Annotated in this window: 20 protein-coding genes and 3 pseudogenes; 6 read left to right on the top strand and 17 right to left on the bottom strand. The window is 67.6% G+C overall.

The window, feature by feature from the left end:
- Window positions 1-27 precede the first annotated feature (27 nt).
- The 11 genes and pseudogenes from EV284_RS28475 to EV284_RS28425 all read right to left on the bottom strand — a co-directional run bounded on the left by EV284_RS28475 (window position 28) and on the right by EV284_RS28425 (window position 9795).
- Window positions 28-1425 carry a tyrosine-type recombinase/integrase gene (locus EV284_RS28475; RefSeq protein ID WP_130339128.1) on the bottom strand — a complete coding sequence of 466 codons (1398 nt, stop codon included), beginning with the start codon at window positions 1423-1425 and terminating at the stop codon, window positions 28-30.
- A 65-nt stretch (window positions 1426-1490) separates the two neighbouring features.
- A complete protein-coding gene (locus EV284_RS28470) occupies window positions 1491-1694 on the bottom strand; it encodes a helix-turn-helix domain-containing protein (RefSeq protein ID WP_130339126.1) in 204 nt (67 codons plus the stop codon).
- 466 nt (window positions 1695-2160) lie between these two features.
- Window positions 2161-3642 carry an ATP-binding protein gene (locus EV284_RS28465; protein WP_130339124.1) on the bottom strand — a complete coding sequence of 494 codons (1482 nt, stop codon included), beginning with the start codon at window positions 3640-3642 and terminating at the stop codon, window positions 2161-2163.
- The gene (locus EV284_RS28460; protein WP_130339122.1) at window positions 3635-4498 is read right to left on the bottom strand and encodes a bifunctional DNA primase/polymerase; all 864 of its coding nucleotides are present in this window, start codon (window positions 4496-4498) and stop codon (window positions 3635-3637) included. The genes EV284_RS28465 and EV284_RS28460 overlap by 8 nt, the downstream gene beginning before the upstream one ends.
- 95 nt (window positions 4499-4593) lie before the next feature.
- Entirely contained in the window at window positions 4594-6432 is a 1839-nt protein-coding gene (locus tag EV284_RS28455) for an ATP-binding protein (RefSeq protein WP_130339120.1), read from the bottom strand.
- A 320-nt stretch (window positions 6433-6752) separates the two neighbouring features.
- The gene (locus EV284_RS28450; protein WP_130339118.1) at window positions 6753-7136 is read right to left on the bottom strand and encodes a DUF6251 family protein; all 384 of its coding nucleotides are present in this window, start codon (window positions 7134-7136) and stop codon (window positions 6753-6755) included.
- A 15-nt stretch (window positions 7137-7151) separates the two neighbouring features.
- Window positions 7152-7474 (bottom strand): annotated as a pseudogene (locus EV284_RS33445) (RRQRL motif-containing zinc-binding protein).
- Window positions 7471-8085 carry a GGDEF domain-containing protein gene (locus tag EV284_RS28440; RefSeq protein WP_130339116.1) on the bottom strand — a complete coding sequence of 205 codons (615 nt, stop codon included), beginning with the start codon at window positions 8083-8085 and terminating at the stop codon, window positions 7471-7473. Before EV284_RS28440 ends, EV284_RS33445 begins: the two are co-directional and overlap by 4 nt.
- Window positions 8082-9083, bottom strand: coding sequence for a DUF2637 domain-containing protein (locus tag EV284_RS28435; protein ID WP_130339114.1), 1002 nt, complete (start codon window positions 9081-9083; stop codon window positions 8082-8084). Before EV284_RS28435 ends, EV284_RS28440 begins: the two co-directional genes overlap by 4 nt.
- On the bottom strand, window positions 9080-9538 hold the full coding sequence (locus tag EV284_RS28430; RefSeq protein WP_130339112.1) for a hypothetical protein: 459 nt from the start codon (window positions 9536-9538) through the stop codon (window positions 9080-9082). The genes EV284_RS28435 and EV284_RS28430 overlap by 4 nt, the downstream gene beginning before the upstream one ends.
- Complete coding sequence (locus EV284_RS28425; protein WP_130339110.1) at window positions 9535-9795, bottom strand: DUF6284 family protein; 261 nt, start codon at window positions 9793-9795, stop codon at window positions 9535-9537. The genes EV284_RS28430 and EV284_RS28425 overlap by 4 nt, the downstream gene beginning before the upstream one ends.
- A gap of 443 nt (window positions 9796-10238) precedes the next feature.
- Here EV284_RS28425 and EV284_RS28420 point away from each other — a divergent pair, with 443 nt between their 5' ends.
- Window positions 10239-11033: a GntR family transcriptional regulator gene (locus EV284_RS28420; protein ID WP_130339108.1), complete on the top strand. Its 795-nt coding sequence runs from the start codon at window positions 10239-10241 to the stop codon at window positions 11031-11033.
- Complete coding sequence (locus EV284_RS28415) at window positions 11030-11695, top strand: YdcF family protein (RefSeq protein WP_130339106.1); 666 nt, start codon at window positions 11030-11032, stop codon at window positions 11693-11695. Before EV284_RS28420 ends, EV284_RS28415 begins: the two co-directional genes overlap by 4 nt.
- A gap of 447 nt (window positions 11696-12142) precedes the next feature.
- On the opposite strand, the gene EV284_RS28410 is transcribed toward EV284_RS28415, so the two are convergent.
- Window positions 12143-12766 (bottom strand): RloB family protein, encoded by a 624-nt coding sequence (locus EV284_RS28410; RefSeq protein WP_130339104.1) that lies wholly within the window; start codon window positions 12764-12766, stop codon window positions 12143-12145.
- A 21-nt stretch (window positions 12767-12787) separates the two neighbouring features.
- Window positions 12788-13990: an ATP-binding protein gene (locus EV284_RS28405; RefSeq protein ID WP_165425666.1), complete on the bottom strand. Its 1203-nt coding sequence runs from the start codon at window positions 13988-13990 to the stop codon at window positions 12788-12790.
- Between the two features lie 1044 nt (window positions 13991-15034).
- On the opposite strand from EV284_RS28405, the gene EV284_RS28400 reads away from it, so the two are divergent.
- A complete protein-coding gene (locus EV284_RS28400) occupies window positions 15035-15856 on the top strand; it encodes a hypothetical protein (RefSeq protein ID WP_130339100.1) in 822 nt (273 codons plus the stop codon).
- Window positions 15857-15943: 87 nt separating this feature from the next.
- Here the strand turns inward: EV284_RS28400 and EV284_RS28395 are convergent.
- A pseudogene (locus tag EV284_RS28395) lies at window positions 15944-16774 on the bottom strand (site-specific integrase); the annotation flags it as partial.
- Here EV284_RS28395 and EV284_RS28390 point away from each other — a divergent pair.
- Window positions 16773-17896 (top strand): annotated as a pseudogene (locus tag EV284_RS28390) (transposase); the annotation flags it as partial. The pseudogenes EV284_RS28395 and EV284_RS28390 sit on opposite strands and share 2 nt — an antisense overlap.
- A 73-nt stretch (window positions 17897-17969) precedes the next feature.
- On the opposite strand, the gene EV284_RS28385 reads toward EV284_RS28390, so the two are convergent.
- The 3 genes from EV284_RS28385 to EV284_RS28375 are packed head-to-tail and all read right to left on the bottom strand — an operon-like array spanning window position 17970 to window position 20347.
- Window positions 17970-19031: a low specificity L-threonine aldolase gene (locus EV284_RS28385; protein ID WP_130339098.1), complete on the bottom strand. Its 1062-nt coding sequence runs from the start codon at window positions 19029-19031 to the stop codon at window positions 17970-17972.
- Window positions 19032-19049: 18 nt separating this feature from the next.
- Window positions 19050-19625 (bottom strand): XRE family transcriptional regulator, encoded by a 576-nt coding sequence (locus tag EV284_RS28380; RefSeq protein WP_130339096.1) that lies wholly within the window; start codon window positions 19623-19625, stop codon window positions 19050-19052.
- The gene (locus EV284_RS28375) at window positions 19625-20347 is read right to left on the bottom strand and encodes a metal-dependent hydrolase (RefSeq protein ID WP_130339094.1); all 723 of its coding nucleotides are present in this window, start codon (window positions 20345-20347) and stop codon (window positions 19625-19627) included. Before EV284_RS28375 ends, EV284_RS28380 begins: the two co-directional genes overlap by 1 nt.
- A 388-nt stretch (window positions 20348-20735) precedes the next feature.
- Between EV284_RS28375 and EV284_RS28370 the strand changes: the two genes are divergently transcribed.
- Window positions 20736-20903, top strand: coding sequence for a hypothetical protein (locus EV284_RS28370; RefSeq protein ID WP_242625851.1), 168 nt, complete (start codon window positions 20736-20738; stop codon window positions 20901-20903).
- A gap of 496 nt (window positions 20904-21399) precedes the next feature.
- Window positions 21400-22380, top strand: a complete 981-nt coding sequence (locus EV284_RS28365) for a beta-ketoacyl-ACP synthase 3 (RefSeq protein ID WP_278045872.1) — start codon at window positions 21400-21402, stop codon at window positions 22378-22380.
- Window positions 22381-22406: the final 26 nt, after the last annotated feature.

Here is a 22406-nt window from a genome sequence, read left to right as displayed (position 1 = left end):
GACAGGATCTGAGCTGGGCTTTTGTGTTCAGCGGATACGGCGGCGAGCGCGGGCGCGGGCCGCACGGCGGTCCGCAGTCTCAGTTCTAGTCTCAGTCGCGGGCTCAGGGGCTGTAGCCGGGGCGGGCAGGAAGGCGTTTCCCATGCGGCGCATGGCGTCCTTGGAGAGGTGCGAGCGGCCCTTGACGTAGCGGCGGGTTTGGCTGATCTGGGTGTGCCGCAGGATCTCCATGATCGTGGGCATGTCCACGCCCAGCTCATTCAGGATCGTGCCTGCCGTGTGGCGGCTCCCGTCGTAGAGACGACGGTCACCGATGCCCGCCTCGGCCAGTAGCTCCTTGAACTCTCCCCAGTCGTCACGCGGGTCGATGGGCCGACCGTCGGTCCTAGTAAAAACGGCCTCGTGCTCCTGCCAGAGTTCCCCGGCCGCCTCGCGCAGGTTGTCCTGCTGCGTCTTGTGCGCGAGCAGGTACGGGATGAAGGCCGGCGGGATCGGCACGGGGTTCGTGCTCTTCTTCGTCTTCGGCCGGGTGAACGCCAGACCTCCACCCTTGCGCTCAGGGCAGCTACTCGCGTGCTTGACGCACGTCGTCGTGCAGGGCTTCGGGCAACCGCGCTTGTAGCCCCTGTGCGTGGTGCAGTCCGGCGGGCACGGCTCGAACCGGTGCAGACGCGCCCCACAGGCGTGTGCGTCACTGCAACCGTGCCGCCACGTGAGCCGCTGGAGTTGCCACCTAGGGTGGAACAGCTCCGCCTCAAGGTCTACGTATGGCCACCGGAGCCCGAGGGTCTCGCCCTGCCGGAACCCCATGCCGACCCCGACGATCCATCGCATGAACGTGGGGCGCTTGGCCGCCGCTAGCAGGAAGGCTTTCGCCTCTTCCTGAGTGAACGGGTTCGTCTCGGTCTCCTCGATGCTGGGCGGGTCGACCAAGACGGCGACGTTCTCACCGATCATCCGTCGACGGTGGGCAATCTTCAGAGCCCGCGACAGGATCCGGTGCACCTTGACTACGTGGGACGGGGCCCGCCCGGCATCGAGCAACGCCCGGTACATCTGCTCAAGATGCTCGGGGGCAAGCTTGTCGATGCGGTGCTTCCCAACGCCGGGGATGATGTCGTTGCGAGTCTTGGACCAGTAGTCGTCCAGGGAGCGCGGCCTGAGCTTCAGGCTCGCGATGTCAGTCAGGTAGGTCTCCATCCATTGTGCGACCGTGGGCTTACGGCCCGCCTTGGTCGCGCGTCCCTCCTCCCGCAGCTTCTCCAGCTCGCGGACCTTACGGCGCACCGCCGCTTCGGTGCGAGCCATACGGTGCCGGCGGTCGGGGCTGCCGTCGGGGAGCACGCCCATGGTGACGCGGCCGTGCCACCAACCGTCATCGCCGAAGTAGATGGTGGATTCCAGGTTCGACTTGCGAGGGCTCATCTGTTCCTCCATGCGGGAGGCGCCCCGAGCGTGATGCTCGGAGCGCCTCGGTGACGTGTTCGGGGTCAGTTGGGCAGGGGAGCGAGGTTCGCCACGTACGTCTCAAGGTCGGCCCGCCGAATCCGGCGCGTGCGGCCCAACTTGATGTACGGCAGGGAGCCTTCGGCCATCAGCTCGTAGACGGTGGAGCGGCCGATCGCGAGGGCTTCGGCCGCTTCTTCGGGCTTGTACAGGAGCCGATCAATGGGGGCGGCGAGTGTGGTGCTCATCCGGGGTGCCTCCGGGGCAGTTCGGCATTGCCAGGGGGAGTGGTGCGCGGGTCCTAGGCCGGTGTGTGTCCGAAGCTCGGATTCCTGCGTCACCGCGTCACCTGCGTCATTTAGGGCTCTGACCTGCATCTTTCGGTGACGAGGTGGGACGGGCCTGCGTCACCCGTGCGTCACCGTCTGCGTCACCGGGTGACGCAGGTGACGCAGGTGACGCAGGATGACGCAGAGAAATCCGTCTGCGTCACCGCTGTTGCCGCAGGCCAGGGGCTGTTTTCCGGCCGTGGTGACGCAGGTGACGCAGCGTCTTCCTACTTAGGACAAAGAAGGGGCTGCCTGTAGTACCTGGGTGCGCCTTACAGAGCGAAGAAGGAGCCGCTGCGCGGCGCGTCCTTGGGGCGGCGTTCCGCCGAACAGCAAGAGGAGCACGTGCTCCTCTTGTCGTTCGCTTGAGCCTGCGGATCGCGGGTCAGAACGCCTGCGTCTGCTCCTGCGGAGGCAGGGTCAGGGCGGCCGTGCGGGTCATTTCGAGGTAACGGCCTGCCTTGGTGCGCCCGGAGTCGATGAGCACCCCCCGAGCCGCCAGGGTGGGCTGGAGGCGCTTGAGACGGTCCGAGAGCACCTTGCCGGTGGTTGGCCACCCCTTGGGCAGCGCCCGGCAGTCGTCGCCGCTGTAGAGGCGGCTCAGGCATGCCAGCCACTCCGTGGAGGTCATCTGCTGCGCCGCGCCGGGCTCGATGCTCTCGGCATGCAGAAGGACGGTCTGCGCGAGGAGATCACCCTCGATCACATCGTCGTTCAGATCGTCCAAGCTCGCCCGGTACGCAGGCAGAGCCCCGAGCCCGGTTGCCGCGTCGAACTGTGCGCACAGGTGGGCGAAGTCCGCCATCCGCAGATCGGTCGGTGTCTCCGCGTCCACGGCGCGGACCTTCACCGTGAGGTCCAGGAGCGAGCCGAGTACGACGGGCAGTGCTTCCGCGTAGTCGGCCCACAGTTCGGCCTCGGTACGCCGGACCTTGGGACGCTCCAACCGCAGGGGCAGGAGCCGTTCGGCAAGGTCGGGCCGGATGACCCCCACGTCGATGCCGGTCAGGAGCAGGGGGCGGCGGTAGCCGACGCGGAACACGTCCCCGTCGGTGAACAGAGCGCGCTTGACGCTCTCGGCTCCGGTGACGATGCAGCACATGGCGTCGGACAGGTCCGGCGTCATGTGGGACAGGTTGTCCAGCGCGGTGATCCATCCCGCCGCCACGGCCGCGATGAGGTTCTCCTCGTCCTTCGGTGCCCGGCGCAGGTCCCCGCTCATGCCTTCGATGATTCGGGTGAGCATCCGGCCCCCGGTCGACTTGCCCGCCCCTTGCGGACCCGTGAGGAACGGTGCGGGGACCGGCACCGAGGGCCCGAGGCAGCCGATGAGCCACGCGATGGCGAGGCATTCGGTCTCGGCGTTGGCGAAGTTGCACAGTCGCATCAGCAGGTCGATGCCCTTGCCGTCGGTGTCCTTGGCCGGCAGGGGAAGTTCCCCGGTGAGCTGGGTGCGCCGCCAGCAGACCTCGCGCGGGTCCGGCGTGAGGATGTCCCATCCCGACGGATGGATGCGGACGGACTGCCCGTCATCGCGTCCTAGGTCCAGCCACGTCGCCCCGTCGAACCCCGGAGCCACGCGGATGTGCACGGGCTGCACGTCCTCGGTCAGCGCGAGTGCTTCGATCAGGTCCAATGCCTCTTTGATCGCGGACCCGTTGAACGAGCCGCGTCCGTCCCGGTACAGACCGACCATGAGTTCCTGGCGGTGGCTGCCGGTGGTGCCCTGGGAGCGGATCGGGCGGGCGACGGGGTGGCCGTTGCGCTGCGCGTACACGGTCCCGTCGGCAGTGCGGAAGTAGCGGAAGTGTTCTTGCGCGTAGTCCGCGATGATCTGGCGGGCGGGGGTCTTTTCGTCCTCAGCCATGGGTCAGTCCCAACGTGGTCAGGGCGTTGGTCCACGCCTCGGTGCAGTGCCGGGGCGATTCGCCCTTGGCCTGTGCGGCGGTGAACAGGCGCGCGGTGTGCGTCTGGGTGAGGCAGCCGCATCGGCCGTGTGTGGACAGCACCGCGAGGAACGTGTGATAGACGGTGGCGTGCACCGCGCTGCGTGCCTCGGTGATGCGCTGCTCCGCCATGGCGATGCCACGATCCAGGTAGGTCGGCGTGCGGTGCGGGCACTGGCCGCCACCGGCCAGCGAGGGCACCGTAAGGGCCACCGGTCGGGCCGGGGTCGGCTCCTTTACCGTCAAGGCGCGCACGGCGTCCGGCAGGGTTGTCATAGTGCCGGTGCCGGGTCCGAGCCATCGGGCGTAGGCCATGGTCGACTTGATGTCTACGCCGGGCCGTACGCCGTTGGCGCCTTGCATGGCGCCCCGGTAAATCCAGTGCTGACCACGGGTCGTCGGCACGGTCCTTGTGGCGGGCAGGCTCTCGCGGGCCCATGCGATGGCTTCGGCGTTGTCGAGGTCCACGACGGTGAGACCAGCACCGCCGGGGTGGTAGGCAACGCCCGCCGCTTCCCGCCACGCCCGTGCCCACGGCGCCGAGTTGATGACGTTCGGGTCGGTGGTGGCGGCGGCCCAGCCGTGGCACGGGGCGGGGCAGTTGCAGGGGCCGGGGGTCTTCATGTTGGGTCGGCCCCCGCAGGCGTTTTTGGCGCAGGTCGGGCAGTTTCCGAACGGCACCTTTCCCGCTCGTAACGGGAGCGGCGGCACCCTGGATGCTGCGAGGTAGAGCGCGGTGGCGAGGTGGTCTCGCCGGATGTCGGTCGGTTGGGTCATGCTGGAGGTCTCCAGTTCGGTATCAGCGTGCTGGATGGGCGGCGGCCCCGGCTCTTGGTCGGATTGGGGCCGCCGTTTTCGTGCGTCCGGGGTGGTCAGGCAGCCTGCTGGCCGGGCAGGAGCCGCCCGTCAGCGCTGCGGACCAGTGCGCCGGATGCCACGAGGCTCTTGATCTCGCGGGAGACGGTGCCCTTGTTCAGGCCCGTCGCGTCGGCAACGTCCTTGGCCGTGCGGGCACCGGCCTGCACGGCTGCCAGCACCTTGTCCCGGTTGCTCAGCGCGCCGGACGATGCGGCGGGCTCCTTTACCAGGTGCAGAGGGGCGGCCGGTCCTTGCCCGGACTGTTCGGGGGTCCAGATGGACTTGGGCAGCTTGCGGACGCCCGCGTCGTCCAGGGTCCAGGTGCGGAGCATGCGCGGTCCGTAGCCCTTGAGGTAGCCGTGACCTCGGTACTCGCGGCCCTCGGGGATCTGGTGCGGGGCGTAGTGCGCGCAGTCGTCCAAGGCGACCTGTGCCTGAGTCGTGCCGGCGACCCTCAGCGAGAACCGAGTCAGGAGGTTCGGTGCGATCAGCTTGTGCACGCCCGGCGCCCCGCCATCGGTGAGCGGGTACTGAGTCGCCCACCACAGCACAACCCCACGTGAGCGACCGAGCGAGGACAACTCGATCAGGCGTTGCAGCCGTTCCTTGTCCTTGCTGATCAGGGCAAGGATTACCTGTCCCTCATCCACCACGACGGTGAGCTGACGCCCGTCCCAGACAGAGATGCCGCGCTGCTTCATGTCCGCCTTGCGACGGGTCATCTCCGCGTGCGCGTCGTCCACACCGGCCGTGATCTCGTCGCTCTCTACGGCGACGCGGCATGCGTGCTCCCAGACGGTGGCCTCTTCGCCCTTGCCGTCGATCAGCAGCAGGTCCCCGCGCAGGTGCGCGGTTGCCATGAGCGGGCGGAACGACCAGGACTTGCCGGTGCCGGACGCGCCGGACACCAACAGCCGCTCGTCAAACGGGATCAGGACCTCATCGCCGGTCTCGGTGTCCAGACCGAGGCTCATCGCCAGCGGATCGGCCGGGATGCGGTCCGGTGTCCACAGCGAGGAAACGCCCGCGGCTGCCGATCGGGTGGCCAGCGTGAGGGCGGCCCAACCGCCACGGGAGGCGGAGGTGATCCGTATGCGCAGCGCGGTGCGGGCACCGAGCAGCGCACGGATGGAGTCGGCCTTGTCCGCGAGCGTCTTGACCGTCCACGTGCCGTCCAGACGGATCTCACACCGGATGCCGCCGGGCTCCATCGCGGGCGGCGTGGTCACCGTGCCGGACAGACCACGGTCCGGGGCGTGCTCCACCCAGTACGACGGGTCGAGACGTTCCATGAGCTGACGCTCTTCCACCGTGACGGACTCATCGACCGGCACGCGGAGCTTGCGGCGACCGAGCGCGAGACCGGCCACGTTCGCCCCGATCAGCACGGCCGACGTGGCGGCCGGCCACAGCGTCAGATGCGAGGCGGACATGACCACGGACGTGATGACGGTGGGCACGGCGTGCAGCGAGTGCGCCTGAATCGCGCGGGCCTTGAGTGTGCTCGGGTAGTTCACCCGCGCGGCCTTGAGCTTGGCGCGGGTGTCGCGCTCGTGCCGCGAGGCTGCCTTGCTCGCCACTCGCGCCGCGCGGCGGCCGGCCGCGAACGGGTTGTTCGACGCGGCCCGCGCGGTGAGTTGCTGCGACTTGGCCGTGGCGTGCGTGGAGCGCGCGGCGTTGTGCTCCTTCTGCGCCGCCATGAGCGCCTTCAAGTGCTCCGGGGTGCGCAGCTTGTCCCGGCGGTCCGCCTCAAGATCCCAACGGACCGCGAACGGCACGCAGACGGGGGCGAGCGCGTCCAGCGCGCTGTTGGTGGTGTTGGCGGTGGTCGACCATGCTTGTTTCCAGTCCACGAGAGGGTCCCTTCAAGACCGTGGATGAGGACCGGTGCACCGTTGCGTGGCGTCACCGGCCCGCCCTGGTTGCAGGGGGCGCGGCTGTCGGTTGCGTCGACAAGACCGGTTGACCCCCTGCAACCGCCTGTGACCTGCGAAGTTGCAGAGTTGAGCGGTAGGGAGGGGTGGGGGCCCTACGCGCACGCGCGCGTAGGGCGCCGGAAAACGGGGCCGTGCAACCCCCTCGCGGGGCCCTCCACGGCCCTTCATGGGCCGGGGGGTCTTACCCCACACGCGAGGGGGGTCGGAGGTTCTGCGGGGCGCCTACGGGTTTCGGATCAACGGTCCTTGCGGCCAAGCCGTTTGGCGGCGGCCTTGCCGTCGGTGCCGCCGACGTAGCGGACGACGGTGACCACGCCCCACGCCACGACTGCGGCCAGCAGGGCGAGGATCGCCAGGTTCGCGGCGATCGCAGTGAGGACGCCCACGAGGAGCGGGCCGAAGTAGACGCCGGCGGCGACCGCCCCGGCGCCGACCCCGGATCCGAGCGCGATGCGTTGCACCGTGCGGTCCGGCGGAGCCTGGTGGATGTGCTGAATCACCGTCGGCACCGCCTGCTCGGGCGGCATCGGGACGACGTACGCGGGGGCGGTGTCGCTGTAGACGTAGCGGCCGTCCGGGTGACGGACGACGCTCGGCACGGGCAGGTTGCTGGAGTCCACGGGGAATCTCCCAGGTCAGTCGGAGTCAGCGCAGGGCACGCACGCACCCAGCGAGGCGGGGATGACGTATCCGGCATCACGCCGGCACGTAGGGCAGATGCGCCGGGCGCGATTGGCTCGGCGAGAGCGGACCGCCGGGCCGGGGTCATCGGCCGGACCGGCTTGGCCAGGTCGATGCGGTAGAGGTAGGCGACCAGCGGGCCGCTCCGGCGGCGGGGACGTTCGAGCTGTGCGGCCACGTCCTGACCGCCGGGCCGAAGACCAGCGGCACGGAGCTGCCGCCGCGTGGCCAAGCCGTCCGGGGCGAGGCGCCACCGGTAGACCGGCAGCGTGCTCATGCCGCACCCCGGCGGCCAGGGCGGCGCCCGGCGACCGACGCGAGCAACCGACCGAGCCGCGCCCGGTGCACGAGCGAGGACGACCGCTTGGCCGCGTACATCGCCTCATCCGCCCGGCGCAGCAACCCGGACAAGTCCTCGCCGTGGTGGTCGGCGGCGCGGACCCAGCCGAGTGACACCGTGGTGTGCACGTGCGGGGTGCCGTCGACGGGGCGGGCGAGGATGCGAGCGAGGATGTCGAGCTGGTCCGGGGCGGTGTGGTCGCGGTCGATGAAGACGGCCGCGAACTCATCCCCACCGAGCCGGCCGACCGTGCCGCCGTGACCCACAGCGTGGGTGAGGCGGGCGGCGGTTGTGGCGAGCAGGGCGTCACCGGCGGCGTGGCCGAAGCGGTCGTTGACCTGCTTGAAGTGGTCCACGTCCGCCAACAGGACGACCGCCCGCTTGTTGCGCAGCAGGCGGCGAGCGCGGCGGGTGAAGGCGTCCCGCGTCCACAGCCCCGTCAGCGGGTCACGGCGGGCGGTCCGTAACCGGCGCACCATCCACACCGTGTGCACGGACCACGTCGTGCCCAGCACGGCCGCGGCCACGGCAAGAGTGAGAGCGCTCATGAGGACGCCCCCTCAAGCACGAGCCCCGCACCGTCGCGGTGCTCGGAGTAGCGGGCGGACACCCAGCCGACCGACCAGCCGCACAGCTCCGCAGCCGCACGCACCGGCAGGCCCTCACCGAACGCCGCGTGCACCACGACGCGGGCCCGGTCCTCGGGAAGCTTCTCCGTGGCGGGCCCACCGGACAGCAGGGCGGCGCGTTCACGGCGTTCACGCTCGGCCCGCTCCTGCTGCTGCCGGCGTGCTTCCTGCTCGCGCTCCAGCCGCTCCCACTCACGGCGCTGCGCAGCCTCCCGCTCGACGCGTTCACGCTCGCGCTGCTGCTGTTCACGCTCCCGCTCACGGCGTTCACGAGCCTCCCGCTCCGCCCGCTCACGCGCCTCACGCTCGGACCGCTCGGCACGCCGCGCGGCTTCCTCGCGTTCGGTCTGCTCACGGGCAAGCCGGGCCTCATGCTCACGCTGCTCACGCGCCAACTGCGCTGCATGCTCGCGTTCCTCACGGGCCCGCCGATCCGCCGCTTCCCGTCGTTCGAGTGCGGCCCGCTCGCGGGCTTCCCGCTCGGCACGCTGCTCGGTCTCCAGCCGCGCCATCGCGGCGGCGATGGCGCGGCGGTAGGCGAGGCTGGTCTCAGCCGTGACGATCAGCAGCAGCGGCGCAACCGAGTGGACAGCCACGCCGACCAGGTCTTTCTTCAACGCGGAGTCGGCCGTGTTGAGGGCGAGCGTCATGAGCCCGGTCATCCATCGCAGGACGATCGGCCAGCGTCCGCCGTGCCCACCCAACCGGGCCAGCACGTCATCGAGCTTGACCACGATGACCACAGCCGCGTCCACCACGAGGGGCAGGATCGGAGCCGTCCAGGCCCACTGGTCGGCCGTGTGCTTGGCCATCAACGGGGTGACCGTGAGGATGGAGTAGAGCATCGCCCCACACACGATCAGCCACGTCCCACCCGACAACGCGCGCTCGGCTGAACGGGTCTGAACGCTGTTCACGCCGCCTCCCCGAGCGTCTTCTCAGCGGGCAGGTGCAGACGACGGAACCCGTTGGAGGCCGGGTTGTAGATGAACGCCTCACAGCGCCACGTGAACGCGGCGGCCGGACGTTCACCGCACGGCTTCCACACCTGGTCCGGCGGCGCCCCGTGCGTGGCGGTGTCGGCGTAGGCGTCCGCGCGGGAGGCGTAGATGGTGTGCGGCTCACCGTGGTGCAGCAGCACCGTCAGCGTCTCGCCCTCCACCGGCCCGCGCCCCAGCTCCTCGCGGAGCCGGCGGATCTCGATGTCCTTCAGCAGCAGCTCCTGCTGCGCGGCGGACAGCTCCCGCATGACCTGGGTGAGGATCGCGCCCACCTCGGCGGTGGTGGCCTTAGCACGCTCCGCACGGTCGATAGCGGCGCGGGCGTCTTCCTCAAGCTGCGCGAGGCGGGATCGGGTGACGATGCGGATCACGCGGCACCGCCCGTCTGCCCGCTCAGGCCGTTGACGTGGTCACGGTGAGCAGCGAGCAAGCGGCGCCGGGCCCGGCGGATACGGCGGGCATCCAGCTCACTCGGCGTACGGTCGATCGTGATGATCTGCGCGTCCAGCAGCTCAACGTCCGCCAGGATGACGGGCATCTCCCGCTCAATCGCGTCCAGCTCCGCAGCCGTCGGCTCCATGAAGTCCTCGAACGCCGTAACAGCGTCCTGAACAGTAACGTGGTCCATTGGGTCGTGTTCCTCTCACAGTGGGACGGCCCGAACAGCACCCTCGGAGTAGCCGCTCCGGGGGTGCGCGCCGTTGATGGGGAAAGCCGCACATCACGCGCGGCATGGCCACTGAGTAGTGGCCGCAGCGCCTCGGACCGGGCTTGAACCGATCAGACTTCCGTAGGAGGCATGCCGGTCTTCTCCGCCTTGTTTCCGACCCCTTCGGGCAGGCGGACCACGGGTTACCGGCAGTTCCCTGTGTGCAGTTTTCAAGGCGCTTGCGCTTCCTTCGAGCCCGTTTCACGGAGCCCTCCGGGCGGCGTGGGAGCAGCCCAATGGGGACACTCCGAGCCCACTGTCCTAGGACTGCGGGCCGCTCAATAAGACCATGGCGCACAGTCCCAGGACTGTCAACAGTCCTGGGACTGTGTTTCACTGGTCGGTGTCGAGAGGAGTGCTGCATGGCGCCCAAGTGGCGGGAGCTTGCGGACCGACTGGCCGAACAGATCAGGAACGGCGAATACGCGCCCGGTGCCCAGTTGCCGCAGATCAGGGACCTGGTGGAAGCGGGCGAAGGCTCAAAGTCCACGGTCCATGCGGCCTACAAGGCGTTGGAAGCCGAAGGGCTGGTCACGTCGTCACGTGGACACGGCACGGTCGTCCGTGAGCGGGCCCCGCTCAAGCGGCTCGGCATCGCGCGATACGACAAAGCCAAGTGGCGAGACGGCGATGAAGTGGCGTTCATCGCGGACCGCGTGGCATCCGGACGCACGTACAAGAGAAATGAACAGACTCAGACCGTCAGCCGCGTGCCGGCGCCCGCCGCCGTGGCTCAGGCGCACGGTCTGCCGGAAGGTGCGGAGGTCTACGCACGTGCGCGCGTGGTCAAGGAGGGCGCACAGCCCACCCACACGCTGACGAGCTACTACCGTCCCGAGCACGTGGAAGGGACGCGCATCGTCGACCCGACGCCGGGGCCTGCCGGCCGGGGCGGTGGCTTCCGCGTCCTGTACGACGCCGGATACGAGATCGACCACATGCAGGAGACGCTGTTCGCTCGGGTTCCCACGGCGGACGAAGTCCAACTCCTCCAGCTCGCGCCGGGCGAATGGGTGATGGAGCTGCACCGAACGACGTATACGGCCGACGGCACCGTGGTGGAGTTCGCGATCGGGGTTCACGCGGCGACACGCTTCGCCTGGACGTACGACTTCAAGGTCCCCGACTCGGCGCAGGCGAAGGGCGAGAGCACGTGATCTCAGCACAAGCGTGGGCCGACGCTCAGCGGCTCTGGGACTTTCAGCAGATGGGCCATGAGCTGCGTCCGTGCTCTGTCGCGATCGGACTCGGCAGTCATGACCTCGGGGTCGCGGAGACAACCGCTGATCTGTATCACCAGGGCGTGGTGCCGCTGATCGTCTTTACTGGGGCGACCAGTCTCACCACCCGCGACCGCATGCCGCGTGGTGAGGCTGAGCACTACCGGGAGCGGGCGATGGAACTGGGGGTGCCGGCCGATGCCATCCTGGTCGAACCGCGGGCCCGGAACACGGGAGAGAACATCCGCTTCTCTCGCGCATTGCTCGAAGAGCACCGGGCCGCAGTGTCATCCGTCCTGCTGGTCAGCAAGCCGTACGAGGAACGACGGGCCTACGCCACCGCCCGCAAACTGTGGCCCGAAGTCGAGTGGGTCAGCGCGTCCACACCCATGTCTTTGTCTGACTACATAGACTCGATCGGTGACGCACGCCTGGTGATCGACATGTTGGCCGGCGCGCAGCAACGGCTCATGATCTACCCGCAACAGGGGTTCATGGTCGAGCAGTTCGTACCCGAAGACGTGGTCGCAGCGTTTGAGCGCCTGCGCGCCGCCGGGTTCACGAGTCGACTGGTGGCGGGCACCGCAGAGCGGAAATGACGCCATCACGGGAGCCTTGTGAGGCTGGCTACGGCCAACCTGGGGCTCACCGGGCACGCTGTGGAGTGACAGGCACTTGGAGACAAGGATGGGTCTATGGGGCCGAGACGCCGCCTGCTCTCAGCGCCGTAGAACTTCCTCTACTCCCCCAAGGCTCGCGCACGGCGCCAGCGCGCGGCATGCCTCCTGTCTCCGCCCCGGCTTGCCGCGCCCGGCGACACGCTCGGTGGCTGCGGGCATCGAGGTGAGGACCCTCTGTGGCTGGGGCGGTCGCCTCCACGGCTTTTGGCAGCCGCTATGGGGCGGGCCTTCTCAGATCATGACCTCAGCGTCGTGTTTAACGAGCGGGTCCCCAGACTGCCCGACACGCCGGAAGCCTACGGAGCCACTACGATTACTCGCCCCCAAGCCAGCTTTAAACCCAAATCCGCTCCGCCCACTTACGGGCTACGAGTGAGCTATAAGCTCATCTACAAGTTCATACACGCTTGAGGAAGGATTGCCGCCGATAGAGAAGGATCCAGCGCCCGCTCGAAGCTGAACGGCGCGATTCTTAGCCATCTCATACAGGGGTGGAAACTTTTCAAAATCCAAGTGTTTGGCGTCTCTGCTATATCCGCAGTCATGACCCTGCAGCTCAACGCAAGCCTGATGTGAACTCAGGTAGGAGCAGCGATTAACAAAATGCAATATGAGCCAGACCTCGAAACAAGGGTTCGATATAGCGCATTTAATCTGGTTTTTACGCGCCTTTGTGAGTACTGATTCCAGGTTGGGGTGCTGTTGCGGAGCCTCAACATCCATCACGCACCACACCTGGTCATATCGCTCATGCTTATCTTCGGCACTACGCGGTGCACGCGCTTGATGAGCGACGGCGTCTTCGATCAGCTCAGACGGAACCCCGTGAGTTCTCCCGAACTTAATTTGAATATTTGGGCTTCGAAGCAGGAGTCGATAGCCGTCGAGATATTCTTTCTCGGTTACAGCTCCCTCGCAATAGATCAAGAAGCGTTGTTTAAGAGCTCGCCGCCCTCTCGACCTTTTGAGATTCCCGCCGACACGCTTCATTTTCCCCCCACTGTGCGTACCTCAGGCGCCAAGCACCTTTTCAACTAGATTCTGATCGAGGAAAGGCACTGAACCTAGCCGTCCGACGATGTATGTTTTCTCCAGATCCTCGATGGAATCACTGTCAGCCCATTCTGTCAGAGGCATGATTTGAGTGGCCCCCGTCTCGTCCTTTTCTGTGAACCACACTTCGTCTGGCCTCAGTTTTGCTGCGGATCCGGGGGACAATAGCGTAACGTCGTGTGAGTTGAATACCAGCTGGGCGCCCCGTGTGTTGATTTTGGGGTCTTGGAAAAACGAAACGATGCGCGCTGACAGCAATGGATGCAGACTTGCATCCATTTCGTCCATCACCAGGACCATTCCGCCGCGTAGGGTCGAGACAATCGGCCCCAAGATCTCCATCCAAGCTTGGGTTCCTGAAGATTCAGTATAAAGGGGCAGTGATTCTTCATGGCCTCCCACGCTGTGGATTAGGCGCACATCCCTGCGACGGAACTTTCGGCGCTGCGGCCTTTCTTGGCGATCATTTTCGTCTTCCCCGTCCTCGCTTTCATCTTCTGTCCTGTCGTCCACGACTATCCCGGATACTCCGAGATCCGCGAAACGAAGCATCGAAAGAATCAGATTACGCTCATCCTCCTGCCGAGTCATGCGAACGGTCTCTTCGAGGCGACCCAATGCGTTCGTAGAGAGGGCCACTCGCAGCTTGCGGAACCAGTTGTAGATAGGTGCTAGTTGCGGGTGATTGTTGGCTGCGCCTGCTGAGAGATAAAGGCTATTCGGCCGGGTCACATCAGCGATAAGTTTTTTCTGGCCGCGCAGAGTATCGCCAAACTTTACGTCACGACTTCCATCACGTTCGAACAGAATTCTTTTCTGTCTTTTGGGATAGCTGTAAAGCCACTCCTCAATAACCCTTTCGTCATCCGCAGCGAAGCCGTACTCGTAGCGAATTCCGTCTACCAGAAAGTCGACCGCATAGGTGGTGGGTAGCTCTCGACTTTGTTCATCCAATGAGAACGGATGGCGATGAAAGCCGTCTTCCGGCTTCCAGCGCTGATGGGAATATTTTACTGCCGTGACCATGCTCCCTAGAGACAGGGCAAAGTTCGACTTCCCAGATGCATTCGGTCCAAAAATCGCCAAAACCGGTAGCGCTCTCTCCGAGGTGCCAGGAACGTCAAACTCTGCGTAGTCTGGCATACTCTCAAGAGCGATCATGGTGAACTCTTGCTCATCGCGAATTGAATAGGAATTCGACACTCGGAATCGCAATAGCATTCCCCCCCCTTTCTGTCGGTAGCGATCAAGTTTGAGTGGTCTGACCCATATGCGGTGAGTCGTCCCGTCGGCATCAGCGGGTCATGCTCGTCTAGCGATAGCACATGATCGCCGTCGTGTTGCTGATGACACAAGAAACTTACGGGACATAGCGAGGTCGCGCTTGAGCCTTAGAGCCTCCATACCCACCGGTCAGCTGTTCTATGGCTGTCGTCGGCCGAGTCTGCAGTAGGGCGCCAGCGCCCACCGCAACGCCTGACGGCAATCACTGCGGACACCAGCGGCCCTCAGCAGCTCGGCACGGTGCGGCCAGCAAGTTGACCGATTGCCATGCCGCCACGTGCCCGCTTCTTCTATCGACCCAGCTCGGCGTAGCGGCATGTAGCCAACTGGTGAAAGGAGTTGCCGGCCCCACGCTGTCTAGGGGAGGCGGAGCGCGCTGTCGAGGGTGCCTTACAAGCCGCCTCGTGGACTTGGCAGCCAGTCTCAGTTTCAGTCTCGATTGCTGCTCAATCCGACTCGGTGCGTGCTCGTCCGTAGACATCCGGCACGTCGCCTGACCTGCAACGCGAACCTGTTGACGGACGTTCCCGGACCGCCACGGACCAAGCCCGGACAGCTTGTAATGCGTAGGTCGTCGGTTCGAATCCGACAGGGGGCTCTTACGAGGCCCAGGACAGACGCCGTCTGACCTGGGCCTTTGTGCTTTCCAAGGGCAATCCGTGGCGATGAGGCGCTCATCTCGGGACACCATGATCGCCACCGGTGGACAACCGGTGGACAGGCGTGCAGCGAGCGTGCAAACCGGTGGACAAGCGGGTGGCCGCCGGAGGGCGATGAAGGGGGCGCCTCATGGGCGTATCCGCTGCTCGCCGGGGATGCCGTGCCGCTCGCGCTCTTGGGGGGTTCCCATAAAAGTGCGATCCCGCGGCGCTGGGTGATGGAGAATCGGCACGCCTGGAGATCGTTACGGAGGAGCCAGTCGTGAACGTGATGCGCTTCGATGCGGAGGCGGGGGAGTTCGCCCTCGTCGTCCGGGAGGAGAGCGTGCAGCTCCTCAGAGGTATGGGAACGATCTGCCTCCAACTGGGGCTGGACGTGAAGGCACCCGTCGCCACGAAGGCCGGCAGGTTCCTGGCCTTGCAGGCTGACCTCTACGGTGTCCGGGGTTCGTACGAACGGATGCTTGTCGGGCGCGTGACGGAGATGCTGTCGTTCACCCCCGAGATCGGCGTCCAGCGCCCGGTCCTGAAGTTCCTCATCACCCCGGCCCAGCTCCACGCCATCAACGAGGCTCGCGACGGGGACCTGCGGATGGAGCTGGAGGTTACCGGCGCGCTCCCGCAGGCCCCTGGTTACCCCGGTAGCACTACGGAGGTGCTGCATTTCAGTGTGGCAAAGAGCCGTTGGATCGATCAGATCACCGCGCTCGGCCCCTCGGTCGCCTTCGAGATGCAGGTTCCGTTCCCCCTGGAGGACGACCCCCGCGCCGAGCCGGCACGGTACCTGCGTGACGCCCAGCGTCGGCTCCTGGACGACGACATCGACGGCGCGATCCTGGAAGCCCGCCGCGCCCTCGAATGGGTCAAGGGCCATAGCGGCTGGAACTGGCCTGGCAGCAAGCCCAGGTTGGAGCGTCTGCAGGACGAACGGTGGGCCTCGATCCGCTTTGCCGTTGAGGACCAGGCGAGCGGAGCGATGCACAAGGACGACGTGACGTCGGCATTCAAGTACAGCCGGGACGAGGCTAAAGCGCTGCTCGCCATCGCCGCAGCGCTCTTGACGGTCGTGGACAAACCCGTCTGAGCACGTGACGGGTACGCGGATCAGTCCCACACAAAGGCCGGAGCCCCGGTCAGCTTCCCTCTGACCGGGGCTCCCTTCTGTTCGCCGTTAGGCTGAACGATTCTGCTGTTGTGCAACCTCCTTGCGCGGCGGCGCCATCCTCGGCAGGCGAGAAGCCGTGTTGGTCTTCGGCGCAACATCGGGAACAGCAGACAGCGGGTTGCGGGCGTGCGGCACGAGCTGCACGACCTTCTCGGCGGCGTCGCGGGCGAGGTCGTCGAGGACGGATTGGTAGATGTCCCGCGTGATCCGGGTATCGGAGTGGCCGAGGGTCTCCGAGACGACCTTGATATCGACCCCGGCCGAGAGCATCAGAGTCGCGGCGACGTGGCGAAGGTCGTGAAGACGGATGGGCGGTAGGCCAGCCGCCTGCACGAGACGCTCGAACAGGTCACTGACCTTCCCTGGGTGGAGAAGAGAGCCGTCTTCCTGGGTGAAGATGCGCCCGGTTTCCTGCCAGCCCTCGCCCCACGCCTCACGCTCCCGCTGCTGGTGGGCCCTGTGGCTACGCAGGCCCTCGTTGGTGTCGTCGTCCAGGGCGATCAGGCGGAGGCCGCTGTCGGTCTTGGGAGCACCCTCGTGGACCTCCCAACCGTCCTGGACGAGCTGGGTGGCGATGGCCAGGGAGCGCCCCTTCGCGGAGTGGTCCTCCCAGCGGACGCCGCAGGCTTCTCCTCGGCGGGTGCCTCGGAAGGCGATGAGCCGCCAGAGCATGTACAGCCGGTCCCCTGCGACGAAGTCGAGGAAGACAGCGGTCTGTTCCGGTGTCCAGACCATGACCGGCGATGGCTTCTCGCCTGTCTCCAGCCAGCGAGCAATGCGCTCGTCGGTCCAGATCAGCGCCTTCGGCTTCGTTCCCGGCAGCAGTTCTATGTGGGCCCTGACCCGGGCCCGGCTCGTGCACGTCGACCAGTACTACCTGCGCGCCGACACCATCGCCGCGGCGAACGCAGCTCTCATCGCCGCCCAGGCCGACATCCCGATCGTGCGCTACTGGGGCGACGGGCTGCTCGCCTCCGTGGACGGGCTGCGCTTCCAGGTGCCGGTGCGCACCGTCAACGCCGCCCCGTCGCCGAAGTACTTCGGGTTCAAGCGCGGCATCACCTGGCTCAACGCCGTCAACGACCAGGTCGCAGGCATCGGGCAGATGGTCGTCCCCGGCACCCCGCGCGACTCCCTGCACATCCTGGACGCCCTGCTGAACCTGGATGGCGGGGTGAAGCCGGAGATGGTGGCGACCGACAACGCCTCGTACTCCGACATGGTGTTCGGCCTGTTCAAGATCCTCGGCTACAACTTCAGCCCGCTTCCGCGACCTGGACGACCAGCGGTTCTGGCGGGCCACCATGCCCGGCGTCGAAACCGGAACGTACGGCGCGGTGGAAGACCTGGCCCGCAACCGCGTGAACCTGAACAAGGTGATCACGCACTGGCCCGACATGCTGAAGGTCGCCGGTTCCCTGGTCACCAACCAGGTCCGCGCCTACGACCTGCTGCGCATGTTCGGCCGCGACGGCCGCCCCACCCCGCTCGGGGCGGCGTTCGCCGAGTACGGGCGGATCGCGAAGACCGAGCACCTGCTGCGCGTGGTCGACCCGGTCGACGACACCTACCGCCGGCAGATGAACCGGCAGCTCACCGTGCAGGAGTCCCGCCACAAGCTCGCCCGGGACGTGTGCCACGGCAAGCGCGGCACCATCCACCAGGCGTACCGGGACGGCATGGAGGACCAGCTCGGCGCGCTCGGCCTGGTCCTCAACGCCATCGTGCTGTGGACCACGAAGTACATCGACGCCGCCGTCGCCCAGCTCCGCGCCGAGGGCCACGAGATCCGCGACGAGGACATCGCCCGTCTGTCCCCGCTCAAGCACCGCAACCTGAACCTCCTCGGCCGCTACAGCTTCACCGCCAGCGTCCCGGCCGCCGGCGCCCTGCGCCCGGCTGCGCGACCCAGACGCGCCGGAACTGGACGAGGACGACGACGGCGGCAGTCGGGAGTAAGCCGCTGCTGAGGCCCTGTTCTCCCAAGCCGCCTGGGTTCTCCCAAGCCGCCTGGCCAGGTCGGGCCTGGTGGTCAGCGGGTGTGGCGGCGGACCGCGTCCAGGAGCTGGTCGATGTCTTCGGGGGTGTGGGAGAAGGAGGTGACGAGGCGGACGATGCCCGGTGCCCAGCGGTCGTGGTAGAAGGTGTAGCCCTCCGCGAGGAGCCCCTCGGTGACCTGCTGGGTCAGGCGGCAGAAGAGGATGTTGGCCTGCGGGCTGCCCAGGAGTTCGGTGCCGGGGAGGGCCTTGAGGCCGTCGCCGAGCCGGGTGGCCATCGTGTTGGCCTGGCGGGCGTTGCGCAGCCACAGACCGTCCGTGAGGTAGGCGTCGAGCTGGGCGGTGTGGAAGCGCATCTTGGAGGCGAGCTGGCCGGCGCGCTTGGTACGGAAGGCGAGTTCGGTGGCCAGTGCGGGATCGAAGGAGACGATGGCGTCGGCGGTCATCCCGCCGTTCTTGGTGGCGCCGAAGGACAGGACGTCGATGCCGGTCTTCCAGGTCATCTCGGCCGGGGTGGCTCCGAGGTGGTCCAGGGCGTTGGCGAAGCGGGCGCCGTCCATGTGGACGCGCAGTCCCGCGTCCTTGGCGATGACGGTCAGGCGGCGTATCTCGTCGAGGGTGTAGACGCTGCCGCTCTCCGTGGCCTGGCTGATGCTCACCACGGAAGGCTGCACGCTGTGTACGTCACCGGCCTTGCGGCGCACCGCCTCGCGGAGCGCGTCGGGGTCGATCTTGCTGTCGTCGCCCAGGACGGTGACGAGTTTGGCGCCGTTCGTGAAGAACTCCGGCGCGCCGCATTCGTCGTTGTTGATGTGGCTGTCGGGGTGGCACAGCACGCTGCCCCAGGGCGGGGTCAGGGCGGCCAGGGCCAGGCAGTTCGCGGCGGTTCCGGTAGAGACCGGGAAGACCTCGACGTCACGTTCGAAGATCTCGCTCAGCTGGTGGCGGACGCTGCCGGTGAAGGGGTCGTTGCCGTAGGGCAGGGTGTGCCCGGCCGCCGCCGCGGCGACGGCCCGCGCTATCTCGGGTGAGGCGCCCGCCATGTTGTCGCTGATGAAGGCCCGGTTGGAGCCGATGACGTCGGTGGTGGTGCTCATGGGTGGGTCTTCCTTTGCTCAGGTGCTGATAGGGGAGGCGAAGACAACGGTGATGTCCACCGCCTCGGTACCGGTGCGGTAGAAGTGCGGGGCGTCGCCGGCGAAAGCGAGCATGTCGCCGGGGCCCAGGTCCTGCGGGGCATCGACCGGTCCGGCGGTCACGTGCCCGGAGGCGATAAGCAGGTGCTCGATCGTGCCGGTGGCGTGGGGGACGCCGGCCAGCTCCGTCTCGGGCGGGATGCGCAGCCGCCAGATCTCCAGGCTGTTGCCGCTGCTGATGCGGCGCAGTAGCTCCCGGGCGACCTCGCCCGGTTCGGCGGGTGTGCCCGGCCGGTAGACGGGCCCGGTGTCGGCGTCGCGCGCCAGCAGGTCCGCGATCGGGATGCGCAGCGCGACGGCGATCGCGTCCAGGGTGTCGATCGTCGGATTGCCGTTGCCAGCCTCCAGCTGCGACAGCGTGGCCTTGCTCAGCCCGGCGCGCCGGGCCATCTCTGCGGCGCTCATGCCGCGCTGCTGGCGACGCAGACGGATCTTCGCGCCGACCGCGGCCGCGGTACTACTCACCGGCTGCCGGCCAAGCCCAGGCGCGGCCATCAGTGGCTCCGGTGGGCGGCGGAGTAGGACACCTTGATACGGCCCTTCTTCACCTTCAGCGTCGGCAGGACCACCTCGGCCAGATCGCCGAGGCTGCGCACGTGGGTGCCCCCGCACGGCGCGCAGTGCAGTGCGTCCAGGTGCACCACGCGCCGACCCTCACCCTCGTACCGCGCGAAGACCGGCAGATTGTCGGCGATCGCGGCGGCCACCGCGTCCCGCAGTGCGGCGGTGGCCGCCTCCCGCCCTTCCGCATCGGCCAGCCGGGCGTCTTCCTGCGGCGCCTGGAACTCGATGCGGGCCTGACCGGGGAAGTGGTTGTTGCTGAGCATCTCCCACCCCTGAAGGCGTCCGACCGCCTCGACCAGGTGCCCGGCCGTGTGCAGCGCGGCGTGCGTCATCCTGGCCTGCAGGTCGATCCGTGCCCTCACCTCCTGCCCCACGGCGAGGGGCGGCAGCTTGCCGCCCTCGGGCGCCACCGTCACGACCAGCCCCGACTCCCGGTCCCGGACCGGGACGACCTCCACGTCGTCCAGCCAGCCCCGGTCAGCGGGCTGACCGCCGCCCTGCGGATGGAACAGGCAGTGCTCGACGGCAGCCCACGGCGCACCGTCCCGCTCACCCACGGCGGTCACCCGCGTGTCGGTCTGATCCAGATACGTGTCATCCAGGTAGGTGGCGTCCTGGACAGCTTCCCGAAGCGTCTCGCTTGAATGAACCATATGTTCACTATAACGAACGAATGAGTTGGTGAACATAGCGTTCAGTAAAACGAACGACCGCCCTCGCCGTTCCTCGGACTCTCCCTGGCCCGACACCTCACCCGCGGCCAACGGTCCAGTCGGGAATTCGCTACAGAGAGCTACTCGTCACCTCGCCGTAGATTCGGGAGCGCAGCCGCCCCCGCCCGCCCTCGCCGCCAGGCAGGGCGGGCGCTGCTACTTCATTGCTGTCGTCAAACGATCGTTTGACGACAGGCCGCCGGTGCGTCCAATGAACCCGTGCAATCCGGGGGTTCACGGCGGCGCGAATCCAATCAGATCCGATGGTGATTGCTGACAGGGTTTGACGACAGATAGGGTCCGATCCTCCGTACGGAAGGGGCCCACGGTGGCGAACCTGGTCTACAAGCGGGTCTCGACCGACCAGCAGTCCACCGCCCGGCAGGACCTCGTCCTGGAGGAGGCCGGGATCGAGGACCCGGTCTTCTTCGAGGAGGACCCCGGCACCTCCAGCCCTTCCACCCGCTCCAGCGGCCGAAGTTCGGCGAGCTGCTGAGGTACGCGCGGCCGGGCGACACGGTGCACATCTCCGAGATGTTCCGCCTCGTGCGCGGCAACCAGCACATCCTCGACGTGCTAGGGAGGTGCGTCAGCGGCGGAAGGAGGAGGCGACAGAAGCAGGTGCCTCGCACACCCCACACCGACCAGGGCCGGGACAGCCCAGCCGAGGTCGCCGGCCTTCTTCTTCTCGCCGTCGTCCTCTCGCGCGGCGTGGTCGGTGCGCTGCAGCTCATGCCGCTGTGGGCCGTCCTCGCCCTACCCTGCGGTGGCCGGCGGCGTCGCGGGCTGCAGGACCGCGCGTCGCTGGGAGCGTCGGGCTCGGGTGTGGTACCACTGTTCCCTGTGGGGGATTTGCGCACGCTCATGACTACATGGGTCCTTTATCCGGACGCCTGGAGAAGCTGTGCAGCAGCGATCCCCGTGAGGCTTCCGGTCGGTCTCCCGGAGTGAGGGCAGGGGCAGTGAGCAACCGAGCGGTTCCGGCGTCTGTTCTGGCGGGGGTCGGGTCGTGCGTCCCGCCGCGCAGGGTGGGCAACGAGGAGCTGGCGGAGCGGCTGGGGTGCTCGGCCGACTGGATCTTCCAACGCTCCGGCATCCGGTCCCGGCACGTCGTGGAGCCGGGCACCACCAGCGGGGACCTGGCCGTAGCGGCCGGCCGCGAGGCGCTCTCCCGGGCGGCGGCCGGTGATGTCGCGGCCGTGGTCGTCGCCACCACGACGCCGGACAGGCCGTGTCCCGGTACCGCACCGAGCGTCGCCTCGCGCCTGGGGATGACCGGGGTGACCGCGCTGGACGTCCAGGCCGTGTGCGCCGGCTTCGTCTACGGACTGGCGGTCGCCCAGGGCCTGATCGCCGCGGGCACGGCCGACAGCGTCCTGGTCGTCGGTGCGGACACGCTCTCGCTGAGCGTCGACCCGACCGACCCCACGAGCATGCTCTTCGGCGACGGCGCCGGTGCCGTCGTGCTGCGCTCGGGGCGGCACGAGGAGCCCGGCGCCCTCGGCACCTGCGTCCTCGGCAGTGACGGCGGTGGCCGCGACCTGATCACCGTACGGGGCGGGGGGTCCGAGGAGCGCTCGGCGGCAGGGGGTGCACCGGCGGACCCGTACATGCGCCTGGAGGGGAGGGAGGTGTTCTGGCGGGCCGTGGAGCACATGACCTCCGCCTCGCGCGCGGGCCTGGACGCCGCCGGGTGGAAGCCGGAGGAGACGGACCGGATCGTCGCGCACCAGGCGAACGCACGGATCCTGGCGGTGCTCGCGCAGCGGCTGGGCGTCGCGGCGGACCGCGTGCTGTCCGACATCGAGCGGGTCGGCAACACCTCGGCCGCCTCGATCCCGATCCTGCTCGACCGCGCCGACCGCATGGGAGGGCTCGAACCCGGACACCGGGTCCTGCTCACCGCTTTCGGCGGCGGCCTCACCTGGGGTGCGACCACTCTCGTGTGGCCGAACCTCGCCCGCCCGCGCTGACCCGCCCCGCTCATTTCCGGAGGAAC

Source organism: Streptomyces sp. BK022, assembly GCF_004217355.1.
Classification (GTDB): domain Bacteria; phylum Actinomycetota; class Actinomycetes; order Streptomycetales; family Streptomycetaceae; genus Streptomyces; species Streptomyces griseoluteus.
Note: the sequence above shows the minus strand (reverse complement) of the source record. Positions and strands in the feature narration are given on the sequence as shown.

Coding starts and splice junctions, on each gene's coding strand:
- EV284_RS28410 (WP_130339104.1), bottom strand. CDS start 12,766: ATGAAGCGTGTCGGCGGGAATCTCAAAAGGTCGAGAGGGCGGCGAGCT.
- EV284_RS28385 (WP_130339098.1), bottom strand. CDS start 19,031: ATGAGCACCACCACCGACGTCATCGGCTCCAACCGGGCCTTCATCAGC.
- EV284_RS28405 (WP_165425666.1), bottom strand. CDS start 13,990: ATGATCGCTCTTGAGAGTATGCCAGACTACGCAGAGTTTGACGTTCCT.
- EV284_RS28420 (WP_130339108.1), top strand. CDS start 10,239: ATGGCGCCCAAGTGGCGGGAGCTTGCGGACCGACTGGCCGAACAGATC.
- EV284_RS28465 (WP_130339124.1), bottom strand. CDS start 3,642: ATGGCTGAGGACGAAAAGACCCCCGCCCGCCAGATCATCGCGGACTAC.
- EV284_RS28375 (WP_130339094.1), bottom strand. CDS start 20,347: ATGGTTCATTCAAGCGAGACGCTTCGGGAAGCTGTCCAGGACGCCACC.
- EV284_RS28460 (WP_130339122.1), bottom strand. CDS start 4,498: ATGACCCAACCGACCGACATCCGGCGAGACCACCTCGCCACCGCGCTC.
- EV284_RS28440 (WP_130339116.1), bottom strand. CDS start 8,085: ATGAGCGCTCTCACTCTTGCCGTGGCCGCGGCCGTGCTGGGCACGACG.
- EV284_RS28475 (WP_130339128.1), bottom strand. CDS start 1,425: ATGAGCCCTCGCAAGTCGAACCTGGAATCCACCATCTACTTCGGCGAT.
- EV284_RS28470 (WP_130339126.1), bottom strand. CDS start 1,694: ATGAGCACCACACTCGCCGCCCCCATTGATCGGCTCCTGTACAAGCCC.
- EV284_RS28380 (WP_130339096.1), bottom strand. CDS start 19,625: ATGGCCGCGCCTGGGCTTGGCCGGCAGCCGGTGAGTAGTACCGCGGCC.
- EV284_RS28425 (WP_130339110.1), bottom strand. CDS start 9,795: ATGGACCACGTTACTGTTCAGGACGCTGTTACGGCGTTCGAGGACTTC.